Genomic DNA, 13,552 nt, shown 5'->3' with positions numbered 1-13,552 from the left:
ATCCGGACGGACCGGCCGGGCCCGCGCGGTGCGCGGACCGGCCGGGAAGGGTGAGCAGGACGCTCGTGGGACGGTCGTCCCGCGAGCCGTCCCCCGCTCAGCGCAGCGCGGACGCGCGCCGCTTGTTGTAGACGTCGAACGCGACGGCCAGGAGGAGCACGAGGCCCTTGACGACCTGCTGCGTCGACTGCGGCACGCCCATGAGCTGCATGCCGTTGGACATGACCGCCATGATCAGGCCACCGACCATGGCGCCCGTGATGCGGCCGACGCCGCCCGTCGTCGACGCGCCACCGATGAAGCACGCGGCGATCGCGTCGAGCTCGAACATGTTCCCGGCACCCGGCTGGGCGCCGTTCATGCGCGAGGAGTAGACGATGCCCGCGACCGACGCGAGCACGCCCATGTTGACGAAGACCCAGAAGTTCACGCGACGGACCTTGACGCCCGACAGCTGCGCGGCGTTGAGGTTGCCGCCGATCGCGTAGATGTGACGCCCGAAGACCGTCTTCTGCATGACGAGCGAGTACACGAGGATGAGCACGGCCAGCAGGATGAGGATGTGCGGCAGGCCGCGGCTCTGGGCGAGCTGGTACCCGAACCACATGACGATCGCGGCGATGGCGACGATCTCACCACGAACAGCGGCATGCTCTCGACCGACTGCTTGTACGCGATCTTGCCGCGGCGCGCGCGCCACTGGCTGACGGCGTAGCCGACGACGGCGATCCCGAAGATCACGAGCGTGAAGACGTCGTACCCGTACCCGCCGAGCAGGCCGTTCTGGAACCCGTTCGCGATGTCGTAGTACGCGCCGCCGAACGGCGACAGGGAGACGTTGTTGAGGACCTCGTACGTCAGGCCGCGGAAGAGGAGCATGCCCGCGAGCGTCACGATGAACCCCGGGATGCCGACGTAGGCGACCCAGAAGCCCTGCCACACGCCGACCAGGAGGCCGACGCCGAGCGCGGCGAGCACGCCGACCCACCACGGGAGCCCGTTGCGGATGACGAGCACCGCGGAGACGGCGCCGGTCAGGGCGACGACCGAGCCGACGGACAGGTCGATGTGACCGGCGACGATGATCATGAGCATCCCGATCGCCAGGATCAGGATGTAGGAGTACTGCAGGATGATGTTGGTGAGGTTCCCGGGGCTGAGGAAGTTCTGGTTCAGCACCGCGAACAGGACGACGATCGCGACGAACGCGACGACGATGCCGCTCTGCCGCAGGTTCCTGCTCGCCATCTCCCGGAGTCCGGCCAGGGCGGTCATGCCACGCCTTCCTTCGCTGTGTGGTTCGCCGGGGCGCCGTCGACGACGGTCTCGTCGTCGAGCACGTCCGGCCGGTCGAGGGTCATGAGTTCCATGAGGCTCTCCTGGGTCGCCTCGGCGACGGGCAGCTGGCCCGTCATGCGGCCGGCGGAGAGCGTGTAGATGCGGTCGCAGATCCCGAGCAGCTCAGGGAGCTCGGAGGAGATGACGACCACGGCACGGCCGGCGGCGACCATGCGGTTGATGAGCACGTAGATCTCGTACTTCGCGCCGACGTCGATGCCGCGCGTCGGCTCGTCGAGGATGAGCACCTCGGGATCGGTGTACAGCCACTTGGACAGCACGACCTTCTGCTGGTTGCCGCCCGACAGCTGACCGACGACCGACATGACGGTCGGCGTCTTGATGTTGAGGTCCTGGCGGTACCCGTCCGCGACCTCGAGCTCCTCGTTGGCGTCGACCCAGCCGCGCCGTGCGAGCTTGCCCAGCCCCGCCGCGGTGATGTTGTGCCGGACGCGTCGATGAGGTTGAGCCCGTAGGTCTTGCGGTCCTCGGTCGCGTACGCCAGGCCGTGGTCGATGGCCTCGGCGACGGTGCGCGCCTGGATCTCCTTGCCGTGCAGGTACAGCCGCCCGGACGCCTTGCGCCCGTAGGTCTGCCCGAACACGCTCATCGCGAGCTCGGTGCGGCCCGCGCCCATGAGCCCGGCGATGCCGACGACCTCCCCCGCGCGCACCGAGAAGGACGCGCCGTCGATGACGCGCCGCCCGGGCTGGGTGGGGTGCAGCACCGTCCAGTCCTCGACGCGCAGGACCTCGTCGCCGATCGTCGACTCGCGCTCCGGGTAGCGGCTGCTGAGGTCGCGACCGACCATGCCGCGGATGATGCGGTCCTGGGTCGAGTCCGGGTCGGCCATGTCGATCGTCTCGACGGTGCGCCCGTCACGGATGATCGTCGTGCGGTCGGCGATCTCGGCGATCTCGTTGAGCTTGTGCGAGATGATGATGCACGTGATGCCCTCGGCCCGGAGCTGACGCAGCAGGTCGAGCAGGTGCTCGGAGTCGTTGTCGTTGAGCGCCGCGGTGGGCTCGTCGAGGATGAGCAGCTTCACCTCCTTGGAGAGCGCCTTGGCGATCTCCACGAGCTGCTGCTTGCCCACGCCCAGCTGGCCGATCGGCGTCGTCGGGTTCTCGTGCAGGCCGATGCGCTCGAGGAGGGCGCCCGCCTCGTGGTTGGCCCGGTTCCAGTCGATGAGCCCGAACGACCCCCGAGCCTCGTTGCCGAGGAAGATGTTCTCCGCGACGGACAGGTACGGGACGAGCGCGAGCTCCTGGTGGATGATGACGACGCCCACGGCCTCGGAGTCGTTGATCGACCCGAACCGCACCGTCTCGCCCTCGTAGCGGATCTCGCCGTCGTAGGAGCCGTGCGGGTAGACGCCCGACAGCACCTTCATCAGCGTCGACTTGCCCGCGCCGTTCTCGCCGCAGATGGCGTGGATCTCACCGCGCCGGATCACCAGGTCGACCCCCGAGAGGGCCTTGACGCCTGGGAACTCCTTCGTGATGGACCGCATCTCGAGGATGTGATCGCTCATGAACGTTCCTTACTCCAGGTCGGGGACGGGCCCGGCGCGCGCGGCGCCGGGCCCGTCGGAGGACGGTGGGTCAGTCGGTGACGCCCGCGTCGACCTCGTCCTGGGTGTAGTAGCCGGACTCGACGAGGAGCGGCGCGATGTCCTCCGCGAACACCGTGTCGACCTCCAGGAGGTACGACGGGACGACCTTCACGCCGTTGTCGTACGTCTCGGTGTCGTTGGCCTCGGGCTCCTCGCCCTCGACGTACGCCTGGGCCGCGACGACGGCCTGGTCGGCGAGCTTGCGCGTGTCCTTGAAGATGGTCGAGGACTGCACGCCGTCGGCGATGAGCTTGACCGAGGCGATCTCGGCGTCCTGGCCGGTGACGACCGGGAGACCCTCCTCGAGGGTGGGGCCCATGCCCACGCCCTGGAGCGCCGTGATGATGCCGCGCGAGATGCCGTCGAACGGCGAGAGCACGCCGTGCAGCTCCGTCCCGCCGGAGTAGGTGGAGGTGAGCAGGTCCTCCATGCGCTTCTGCGCCGCCTCCTGCGACCAGCGCAGGGTCGCGACCTGGTCGAACTCCGTCTGGCCCGACGGGACCGTGATCGTGCCGTCCGCGATGTACGGCTCGAGCGTGTCCATCGCGCCCTGGAAGAAGAAGCCCGCGTTGTTGTCGTCCGGCGAGCCGGCGAACAGCTCGACGTTGTACGGCCCCGCGGCCTCGCCCGTGGGCTCGCCCTCGCGGTCCGTGATGCCCAGGCCGGCGAGCAGCGCCGTGGCCTGCGCGACGCCGACGGCGTAGTTGTCGAACGTGACGTAGAAGTCGACGTTCTCGCTGTCGCGGATGAGGCGGTCGTAGGAGATGACCGGGATGTTGGCCGCGGCCGCGGCGTCGAGCTGGCTCGTCAGCGCCGTGCCGTCGATCGAGGCGATCACCAGGACGTCGACACCGCCCGTGATCATCGAGTCGATCTGCTGCGTCTGGGTCGGGATGTCGTCGCCCGCGAACTGCAGGTCGACCTCGTACCCGAGCTCCTCGAGCCCGCTCTTGACGGCGTCGCCGTCGGCGATCCACCGCTCCGAGGTCTCCGTGGGCATCGCGACGCCGATCTTGACGTCCTCGCCGCCGTCGCCGGCCTCCCCGCCGTCCCCACTGCCCGCACCCTCGCCGCCGCAGGCGGCGAGCGCCAGCACCAGCAGCGAGCTCGTGGCGGCCGCGCCCCAGCGGGCCTTGGTCACACGTCGCATCGTCGCGCTCCTTCTCGTCGTCGAGTCGCGGACCGGGTGGGCCCGCGGCGGCACGTCGGCCGCTCCGCGACCACCGGCGGTCGCGTCGGCGAGAGGATGCATGAGTTCGGGTCTCGAAGTCAATTCGCATCGTTGATTTCGACACCCGAACGGAACGTCGCCTCTCGGCCGGGGCCGTCCCGCCGCGCGACCCGTGCCCACCGGGCCTGGCCGGCGCACCCGGCCTACGATCGGCCGTCATGGAGAGCGCGGGCGGGGCAGGCGTGCTGTGGCGGCGCGCGCTCGAGTCGTTCTGGTTCTACCCCGCGGTGCTGTGCGTCGCCGCGGTCGTGCTCGCGGAGGCGCTCGTGGTGGTGGACCGGCGCCTGTCCCCCGCGACGGTCGAGGGCGTGGGGCTGCTCTCCGCGCTCGGCGTGAGCGGCAGCCGTGCGCTCCTCGGCGCGATCGCGACCTCCGTGCTCACCGTCGCCGGCACGACGTTCTCGATCACCATCTCCGTGCTCGCCACGACGACGTCGACCTACGGGCCGCGCCTCGTCCGCAACTTCATGACCGACCGCGGCAACCAGCTCGTGCTCGGCGTGTTCACCGCGTCGTTCCTCTACGCGCTCATCGTGCTGCGGTCCGTGCGCAGCGAGGACGACGACGGCAGCGCGTTCGTACCGACCGTGGCCGTCAACGTCGCGATGGTCCTCGCCGTCCTGTGCGTGGGCGTGCTCGTCTACTTCATCCACCACATCGCCGACTCCGTGCAGGTCTCGACGCTGCAGCGTCGTCTGCGGGAAGAGCTCGACGCCGTCGTCGAGCTCCTCGCCCCCGCGCGCCCGCCGGCCGGGACGGCGGGCGGCCCGGCGACCGACCCGGCGGCGCTGCCGCCCGCGCTCGACGAGGTCGCCGCCCCCACGACGGGGTACGTCCAGTGGGTCGACCTCGACGAGCTCGTCGACGCCGCGCGACGCGCGCACGGCGTAGGTGAGGCGCTCGTCCGGCCCGGCGACCACGTCGTGGCGGGGGAACCGGTGCTGCGGCTGCGGGGGCGGTCAGCATGGGACCCCGACCCGGCCCAGGACGCACGCCGCGCGATCGTGCTCGGCACCGAGCGCACCCCGCACCAGGACCTCGCGTTCGCGGTGCAGCAGCTCACGGAGATGGCCGTGCGCGCGCTGTCCCCGGGCACCAACGACCCGTACACGGCGGCCTACGCGTTCGACGCGCTCGCCGACGGGCTCGTCCGGCTGGTCGAGCGCGACCCCGCGGCGCCGGGCCGCACCGATGAGGACGGGACGCTGCGCGCGGTCGTGCCGTGGCCCGGCCCCGAGGAGCACGTCGGCGCGGTGCTGCTCGCCGTGCGCACGTACGCGCTCGCCTCCCCCGTCGCCCTGGCGTCGGCGGCGCAGCTCGTCGAGCGCCTCGCGCACGCCGACGCCAGGCCGCGACCACGGGCGCGGCTGCGGGCGGAGGTCCGGGCGTGGCGCGACGTGATGCCCGGCTCGGGCCTGCCGCCCCACGACCGCGCGCCCGTCGAGCAGCGGCTCGACGCCGTCCTCGCGACGCTGCGCGACGCCTGAACGGGGGTGCGCGGCGGTCGGCGGTCAGACCAGGCCGAGCTGCTCCACCGCCTGGCGCTCCTCCTGCAGCTCCGCCACGGAGGCGTCGATGCGCTGTCGCGAGAAGTCCGACACCTCCAGCCCCTGGACGACCTCCCACGCTCCCCCGCGGGAGACGACGGGGAACGACGAGATGAGGCCCTCGGGCACGTCGTAAGACCCGTCCGAGACGACGCCCGCGCTCGTCCAGTCGCCCTCCGGGGTGCCGTGCACCCAGTCGCGCACGTGGTCGATCGCGGCGTTGGCGGCCGACGCCGCGGACGACGCCCCGCGCGCGTCGATGATCGCGGCACCGCGCTTGGCCACGGTCGGGATGAGCTCCTGCTCGAGCCACGCGCGGTCCTCGGCGAGCTCGGCGCCGGGGCGCCCCGCGACGTCGGCGTGGAACAGGTCCGGGTACTGCGTCGCCGAGTGGTTGCCCCAGATGGTCACCTTGCGCACCTCGGCCACGGGCACGCCCGCGCGCTTCGCCACCTGCGTCAGCGCCCGGTTGTGGTCGAGGCGCGTCATCGCCGTGAACCGGTCCTTCGGCACGTCGGGCGCGTTCGACGCCGCGATGAGCGCGTTGGTGTTCGCCGGGTTGCCGACCACGAGCACGCGCACGTCGTCCGCGGCGCCCGCGTTGATGGCCCGGCCCTGCGGCGCGAAGATCCCGCCGTTGGCCTCCAGCAGGTCGCCGCGCTCCATGCCCGGCCCGCGCGGACGGGCCCCCACGAGCAGCGCGACGTTCGTGCCCTCGAACGCGGCGGTCGGGTCGTCGAAGATGTCGATCCCCGACAGCAGCGGGAACGCGCAGTCGTCGAGCTCCATCGCCGTGCCCTCGGCCGCCTTGACGCCCTGGGGGATCTCCAGCAGGCGCAGCCGCACGGGCGTGTCGGCGCCGAGCATCTGCCCCGACGCGATGCGGAACAGCAGCGCATAGCCGATCTGACCGGCGGCGCCGGTCACCGTCACGTTCACGGGTGTGGTCATGGGCTCACTCTCCCACAGAGCCCGTCCTCGGCACCGTTGCCGCGCGCCCGCACGTCACCGCGGCCCATGGTCGCCGGTCGTGGTCGCCCTGGATGGACGGGGCGGCACGCGCGCTCGGGCTGCCGCGCCGTCACCTCGGCCCGTCTTCCCGCCTTTCCGCGCGCGGCTCTACGCCCTTCGCACCCGTCCCGCCCCGTCCGACGTCGGCTCACCACTGTCGCGTGGCGGGTGGGCAGCGCCCACCCCCTCTCGGAGAGCCCCGCGGAGACGGCCACGACCGCTCCTCCCCCGAGGACGACGAACGGCGACGCCCCCGCTGAGGGGGCGCCGCCGTCCGGGACGGAGCGGAGGGCTCAGCCCAGGCGCGCCTTGAGGTTCTCGTCCAGCGCGGCGAGGAACTCCTCGGTGGTCAGCCAGCCCTGGTCCGGGCCGATGAGGAGCGCGAGGTCCTTCGTCATCTTGCCGGACTCGACCGTCTTGACGACGACGTCCTCGAGGGTCTCGGCGAACTGCGTGACCTCGGGCGTGCCGTCGAGCTTGCCGCGGTGCATGAGGCCGCGGGTCCACGCGAAGATCGACGCGATGGGGTTGGTCGACGTCGGCTTGCCCTGCTGGTGCTGGCGGTAGTGGCGCGTGACCGTGCCGTGCGCCGCCTCGGCCTCGACGGTCCTGCCGTCGGGCGTCATGAGGACGGACGTCATGAGGCCGAGCGAGCCGAAGCCCTGCGCGACGGTGTCGGACTGGACGTCGCCGTCGTAGTTCTTGCAGGCCCAGACGTAGCCGCCCTCCCACTTCATGGCCGAGGCGACCATGTCGTCGATGAGACGGTGCTCGTAGGTGAGGCCGGCGGCCTCGAACTGGTCCTTGAACTCGGCGTCGAAGACTCCTGGAACAGGTCCTTGAACTGGCCGTCGTAGGCCTTGAGGATCGTGTTCTTCGTGGAGAGGTAGACGGGGTAGCTCCGCTGCAGGCCGTACGCGAACGAGGCGCGCGCGAAGTCGCGGATCGACTCGTTGAAGTTGTACATGCCCATCGCGACGCCGCCCTCCTCGGGCATCGTCACGACCTCGAACGTCTGCGGCTCGGAGCCGTCGGCCGGCTCGAAGGACATCGTGATCTTCCCCGGGCCGGGACCTTGAAGTTCGTCGACTTGTACTGGTCGCCGTGGGCGTGGCGGCCGATGATGATCGGCTTGTTCCAGCCCGGCACGAGGCGCGGGATGTTGGAGATGATGATCGGCTCGCGGAAGACGACGCCACCGAGGATGTTGCGGATGGTCCCGTTCGGGGAGACCCACATCTTCTTCAGGCCGAACTCCTCGACGCGCGCCTCGTCGGGCGTGATCGTCGCGCACTTGACGCCGACGTTGTACTGCTTGATCGCGTTCGCCGCGTCGACCGTCACCTGGTCGTCGGTGGCGTCGCGGTTCTGGATCGACAGGTCGTAGTACTTGAGGTCGACGTCGAGGTACGGGTGGATGAGGCGGTCTTGATGAACTGCCAGATGATGCGCGTCATCTCGTCGCCGTCGAGCTCGACGACCGGGTTGACGACCTTGATCTTGCCCATGCGCAGATCGCTCCAACTGTCGGGGACTGGTGCCCCCGTCGGGACGTCGACCGGCGCCTCGCGCCGGTCCGTCGCCGCGCCCGGGGGCGGTGCTGACCGCCGTCCAGGGTACTCGACTTCTCGACGTCAAGATACTTTTCCTCGGGTTCACGCGCCGCGGACGAGCGCCTGCGCGTCCGGGTCCCGGGACCCCGCGTCCCGGGACGCGGGACGACGGCCGCGGCCAGCGTCCGTATGCCTGATTCCCACGCAACGTCCAGGCAACAGTGGCAGGATGCGCACAGATGCCGTATCCCGGCGTCGTGCCGTCGTCCCGATCGCCCGTCAGCGCGGCTCGTTCCGCGCTGCGGGGACGGGCCCATCCGATCCAGACAGGAACATCATGTCCCAGGACACCACCGCTCCCGGAGCGCCGGGCGGCCCCGTCGCCGACGACGTCGCCGTGGCGCGGACCGAGCCCGTCGCCGTCGTCCAGCCCGGCCTCCTCGCGCGTCTCGGTGCCGAGGTCTTCGGCACGTTCGTCCTCGTCCTCGCGATCGTGGGCGTGGCGCTGTACCTGCGCTTCACGAACGCGGGCATCGTGCTGCCCGTCGCGTTCGCGGGCGGCGTGGCGCTCGCCGGTGTGATCGCCGGGGTCGGGCACGTCTCCGGCGGGCACTTCAACCCGGCCGTGACGCTCGGTGCCGCGATCGGCGGACGCACGGCGTGGCGCGACGTGCTCCCGTACTGGCTCGCCCAGTTCGTCGGCGGCGCGCTCGCCGCCCTGGTCCTGCTCGCCACGACGCCGCAGGGGCAGGCGCAGCTCGACTGGCTCGCCCAGAACCAGCTCATCTCCGAGGCGACGCGCGCCGCGGTGTTCTCGAGCACCGCGAACGGGTTCGGTGAGCACTCCCCCATCTCCGGCCTGACGGCGGGCAACCTCGAGTTCTCGTTCGCGTCGGCGCTGCTGCTCGAGGTCATCGCCACGGCGGTCTTCGTCGGCGTCATCCTGGGCGTCACCGACAAGCGCGCCAGCACCAGGGGGGTCGCGCCGTTCGCGATCGGCCTCACCTACACCGCGCTGCTGCTCGTCGCGGCCCCGGTGACCAACGGCTCGCTCAACCCCGCCCGCTCGCTCGCCTCGGCGATCCTGGCGCAGCGTGGGCGCTCGAGCAGTTCTGGCAGCTGTTCCTGTGGGGCCCGCTGCTCGGCGCCGCCATCGCCGGCCTCTTCTACCGTGCGTTCGCCTTCGCCCCGGCGCACGACGACCTCCTCGGCGAGGACCAGGTCGTCGTCGGCGAGGACGAGCCCGCCGTCGAGGAGCCGGGCACGGCCGACACCGAGGTCGTGGAGGTCACCGAGGTGGTCGAGGAGACCGAGACGGTCGACACGCCGGCTCCCGAGCGCCCCGCCCCGGCCGACGACGAGGACGGCGGCCCCCGGGCTCCCCGCGCCTGAGTCGCCTGCACGCCCGGAGGGCGCCGGTCCGTCGTGACGGACCGCGCCCTCCGTCGTGCGGTCAGACGTCGTTGCTCAGGCTGAGCGCGAGGAACGCGATCGCGACGGCGGGCGCCAGGAAGAAGAACGTGTCGAGGCCGCGCGAGCGGACGGTGATCCCGACGGGCCCGGGGCCGGGCAGGACGGCCCGGCACAGCCCGGCGACGGCGAGGACGCCCGCCAGGACGAGGCAGGCCGCGCGGGCACCGACGAGCAGGGCGACCGCCGTCGTGAGCCCCACGCCGGCGAGCGCGAGCCACATCGCCGGCTGCCGTCCCGCGGCGAGACGCGCGCGCGGCTCGGGCGGCCTGGCCGCGGACGGCGTGCCGTCGGGATCGGGCGGGACGACGGGGCGGTCGGGCGTGCCGTCGTCGTGCACGTGGTGCCAGGACGGCACGAGCGTCGCCCGCCGGGCCGCGCCGCGCGCGGTGACGTCGCTCACGCTCCTCCCCCGTCCACGTCCGGAAGCCTACCGCCGTGGCCTAGCGTGACGTGCATGCCGACTCCCGCGCGCCCGCCGGCGCCCTTTGACTCCGCCCCACCCGCCGCGCGCATGCCCTCGTCCGTCCTGGTGGTCGGAGCGGGGCTGGCCGCGCGCGGACCGTCGCCGAGCTGCGCCGGCAGGGCTTCACGGGCACGCTGACGCTCCTCGGTGCCGAGGGCGTCGCGCCCTACGACCGCCCGCCGTTGTCGAAGGAGCTGCTGACCCGCACGGAGCCCGCGTGGCTCGAGGCCGAGCTGGGCGTCGACGTCGTCGCCCTCGCCGACGACGTCCGCCTGGACGACCCGGCCGTCGGGCTCCTGCCCGCCGTCGAGGACGGGCGGCTCGCCCACGTCGTCACGACGCGGTCCGGTGCGCGTCTCGAGGCGGACGCCGTCGTCCTCGCCGTGGGGTCCGCGCCGGTGCGGCCGGCGGGCTGGGAGGCGGCACGGGTGCTGCACTCCGCCGCGGACGCCGCGGCGCTGCGCGCCCTGGTCCGCCCGGGGCTGCGCCTCACCGTCGTCGGTGCGGGCTGGATCGGCGCGGAGCTCGCCGGGGTCGCGGCCGCGGCGGGCGCGCAGGTCACGGTGGTCGAGGCGGGAGCGACACCGCTCGAGCGCCAGTTCGGTCCGGTGGTCGGGGCGCACGTCGCCCCCTGGTACGCGGCCGCGGGCGTCCGGCTCGTCACCGGCGCGGCGGTCGTCGAGGTCCGACCCGACGGCGTCCTGCTCGCCGACGGCACCGACGTCCCGGCGGACGTCGTGCTCGCGGCGATCGGGGCGCGCCCGGCGACGTCGTGGCTGGACGGCGCCGTCCCGCTCGACGCGCGCGGCGCGGTCCCCGTCGACGCGACGGGGGCGGTGGAGGGCGTGCCCGGCGTGTGGGCGGTCGGGGACTGCGCGACCCGTGAGCACCCGCACCTCGGCCGGGTCCCGGGCGGGCACTGGTCCGCCGCGCTGCACGACCCGGAGCCGACCGCGCGGGCGGTGCTCGGGCTCGCCCCCGACGCCGACGCCCCCGCGCACGCGCCGTACGTCTTCTCGCAGCAGCTCGGGCACGACCTCGCGCTCTTCGGCGTCCCGCCGCAGGGCGCCGAGGTGGTGCTCCGCGGCGAGCCGGGGACGCCCGGCGGCTGGGCCGCGTTCTACCTCGACCCGGGCACCGCCGGGACGGCCGCCGACGACGGCGCGGCGCGCGTGCGCGCGGTGCTGCTCGTCGACTCCGCTCGCGACGTCGGGGCGGTCCGCCGCGCGGCGAACCGCGGCGCGCTGCGCGTCGATCTCGACGTGGCCCGCGACCCCGGCCGGAGACTCCGCGACGCGCTCGTGTGACCGCGCCGCGGAGCCCGGCGGTCAGTGCGCGAAGTGGCGCGTCCCGGTGAAGTACATCGTCACGCCCGCGGCGGACGCGGCGTCGACGACCTCGGCGTCCCGGATCGACCCGCCCGGTGCGACGACGGCGCGCACGCCCGCGTCGAGCAGGATCTGCAGGCCGTCGGCGAACGGGAAGAACGCGTCGGAGGCGGCCACCGCGCGCGGGCGCGCTCGACGCCCTCGGCGAGGGTGTTGGCCCGCTCGACCGCGAGGCGGCACGAGTCGACGCGGTTCACCTGCCCCATGCCCACGCCGACGGCGGCGCCGTCCGCGGCGAGGAGGATCGCGTTGGACTTGGCCGCACGCACCGCGCGCCACGCGAACGCGAGGTCGGCGAGGGTGGCCTCGTCGGCGGCGTCGCCCGCCACGAGCGACCACTGCTGCGGGTCGTCGCCGCCCGTCACGGCGCCCTCCGCGTCCGTGACGACCGCGTCGACCCGGTCCACGCTCTGCACCAGCAGCCCACCGCTGATCGGGCGGGTCTCCACGGTGGCCGACGGCGCGCCGTCGACGACGAGCAGGCGCAGGTTCTTCTTCGCCCGCAGGACCTCGAGCGCGTCCGGCTCGAACCCGGGCGCGACGACCACCTCGGTGAACACGGGCGCGATCTGCTCGGCCGCGGCCCGCGTGACGACGCGGTTCGCCGCGACGACCCCGCCGTACGCCGAGACGGGGTCGGTCGCGTGCGCCTTGGCGTGCGCGTCGGCGACGTCCGTGCCCACGGCGATGCCGCACGGGTTGGCGTGCTTGATGATCGCGACGGCCGGCTCGGCGTGGTCGTGCGCGGCTCGCCACGCGGCGTCGGCGTCGACGTAGTTGTTGTAGCTCATCGCCTTGCCGTGGAGCTGCGTCGCCTGCGCCAGGCCGCTCGCGCCGTCGCCGGACGTGTAGAGCGCGGCGCGCTGGTGCGGGTTCTCGCCGTAGCGGAGCACGTCGGCGCGCTCCCACGTGCCCCCGAGCCACGCCGGGAAGCCCGTGGACCGCGGCGTGCCGTCGTCGGCCACCACCTCGTCCGTGGGCGCGACGACGCTGCCCATCCACGACGCGACGGCGACGTCGTAGGTCGCCGTGTGCACGAACGCGGCCGCCGCGAGCGCCTTGCGCTGGGCGTAGGTGAAGCCGCCGGCGCGGACGGCGTCGATCACGGCGTCGTAGCCGGCGGGCTCGACGACGACGGCGACGCTGGGGTGGTTCTTCGCCGCGGCACGGACCATCGACGGCCCGCCGATGTCGATCTGCTCGACGACCTCGTCCGGGCCGGCGCCGGACGCGACGGTCGCGGCGAACGGGTAGAGGTTGACGACGACGAGCTCGAACGGCGCGATGTCGAGCTGCGCGAGCTGGTCGAGGTGGTCGGCCTTGCGCGAGTCGGCCAGGATGCCGGCGTGCACCCGCGGGTGCAGCGTCTTGACGCGGCCCTCGAGGCACTCGGGGAAGCCGGTGAGGTCCTCGACGCGGGTCACGGGGACGCCGGCCGCCGAGATCGTCGAGGCGGTCGAGCCGGTGGACACCAGCTCGACGCCCTCGGCGTGCAGCGCGGTGGCGAGCTCGACGAGCCCGGACTTGTCGTACACGCTCAGCAGGGCGCGGCGGACGGGTCGCTGCGCGTCGTCGGCGAGCTGGACGTCGGGCGAGGTGGGGACGTGGGGTGCGGTCGCGCTCATGGTCGAGGGGCTCCTCCGGGTCGCGGTCGGTGCACCGTGCGGTCCGGGCAGGACGCGAGCGCGGTGCCGATGGCAGAACCCAGGCGCCCAGGCGGTCGACGCACCAGCAGGTTGTCCGGCCGCTCCCCGGTGGTCGTTCCCACCCTCGCCAGTCGCGGCCGCCGCCAGTCTACCGGCCGGGCGGCCCACCCCTACCGGTCCGTCGGCGAGCCCTGCGCCGGGCCGCCCGGCCCGGCGCCCCGTGGCACGTCGCCGTCCGCGCCGCGGCGGCGAGCGAGCCGGCGAGGCGGCGGCGGCGGCGAGCGTCG

The 13,552-nt window shown here is 73.1% G+C and carries 6 protein-coding genes, 4 pseudogenes and 1 riboswitch; of the genes and pseudogenes, 3 read left to right on the top strand and 7 right to left on the bottom strand.

Annotated elements, in window-relative coordinates; genetic code table 11:
* Positions 1–97 precede the first annotated feature (97 nt).
* The 3 genes and pseudogenes from mmsB to chvE all read right to left on the bottom strand — a co-directional run bounded on the left by mmsB (position 98) and on the right by chvE (position 4,103).
* Positions 98–1,275: pseudogene (mmsB, locus tag BJF88_RS09420) on the bottom strand (multiple monosaccharide ABC transporter permease).
* Positions 1,272–2,872: pseudogene (gene mmsA, locus BJF88_RS09415) on the bottom strand (multiple monosaccharide ABC transporter ATP-binding protein). Before mmsA ends, mmsB begins: the two co-directional pseudogenes overlap by 4 nt.
* Positions 2,873–2,942: 70 nt before the next feature.
* Positions 2,943–4,103: a multiple monosaccharide ABC transporter substrate-binding protein gene (chvE, locus tag BJF88_RS09410; RefSeq protein ID WP_075828620.1), complete on the bottom strand. Its 1,161-nt coding sequence runs from the start codon at positions 4,101–4,103 to the stop codon at positions 2,943–2,945.
* A 239-nt stretch (positions 4,104–4,342) separates the two neighbouring features.
* Here chvE and BJF88_RS09405 point away from each other — a divergent pair, with 239 nt between their 5' ends.
* Entirely contained in the window at positions 4,343–5,671 is a 1,329-nt protein-coding gene (locus tag BJF88_RS09405; protein WP_075828604.1) for a DUF2254 domain-containing protein, read from the top strand.
* Positions 5,672–5,695: 24 nt separating this feature from the next.
* Here BJF88_RS09405 and BJF88_RS09400 read toward each other — a convergent pair whose 3' ends face one another.
* A complete protein-coding gene (locus BJF88_RS09400; RefSeq protein WP_075828603.1) occupies positions 5,696–6,682 on the bottom strand; it encodes a malate dehydrogenase in 987 nt (328 codons plus the stop codon).
* A gap of 353 nt (positions 6,683–7,035) precedes the next feature.
* Positions 7,036–8,250, bottom strand: a pseudogene (locus BJF88_RS09395) (NADP-dependent isocitrate dehydrogenase).
* 382 nt (positions 8,251–8,632) lie between these two features.
* On the opposite strand from BJF88_RS09395, the gene BJF88_RS09390 reads away from it, so the two are divergent.
* Positions 8,633–9,724 carry an MIP/aquaporin family protein gene (locus BJF88_RS09390; protein ID WP_075828602.1) on the top strand — a complete coding sequence of 364 codons (1,092 nt, stop codon included), beginning with the start codon at positions 8,633–8,635 and terminating at the stop codon, positions 9,722–9,724.
* 24 nt (positions 9,725–9,748) lie between these two features.
* On the opposite strand, the gene BJF88_RS09385 is transcribed toward BJF88_RS09390, so the two are convergent.
* A complete protein-coding gene (locus BJF88_RS09385) occupies positions 9,749–10,168 on the bottom strand; it encodes a DUF3017 domain-containing protein (protein WP_083649015.1) in 420 nt (139 codons plus the stop codon).
* A 170-nt stretch (positions 10,169–10,338) separates the two neighbouring features.
* On the opposite strand from BJF88_RS09385, the gene BJF88_RS09380 reads away from it, so the two are divergent.
* Positions 10,339–11,538 carry an FAD-dependent oxidoreductase gene (locus BJF88_RS09380; protein WP_369824548.1) on the top strand — a complete coding sequence of 400 codons (1,200 nt, stop codon included), beginning with the start codon at positions 10,339–10,341 and terminating at the stop codon, positions 11,536–11,538.
* 21 nt (positions 11,539–11,559) lie between these two features.
* On the opposite strand, the pseudogene purH reads toward BJF88_RS09380, so the two are convergent.
* Positions 11,560–13,244 (bottom strand): annotated as a pseudogene (gene purH / locus BJF88_RS09375) (bifunctional phosphoribosylaminoimidazolecarboxamide formyltransferase/IMP cyclohydrolase).
* Positions 13,245–13,322: 78 nt separating this feature from the next.
* Positions 13,323–13,410: riboswitch (ZMP/ZTP riboswitch) on the bottom strand.
* Positions 13,411–13,552: the final 142 nt, after the last annotated feature.

It is taken from the genome of Cellulosimicrobium sp. CUA-896 (assembly GCF_001942335.1).
Taxonomy (GTDB): Bacteria; Actinomycetota; Actinomycetes; order Actinomycetales; family Cellulomonadaceae; genus Cellulosimicrobium.
The sequence above is the reverse complement of the archived record's forward strand: the minus strand, read 5'-3'. Positions and strand labels throughout refer to the sequence as shown.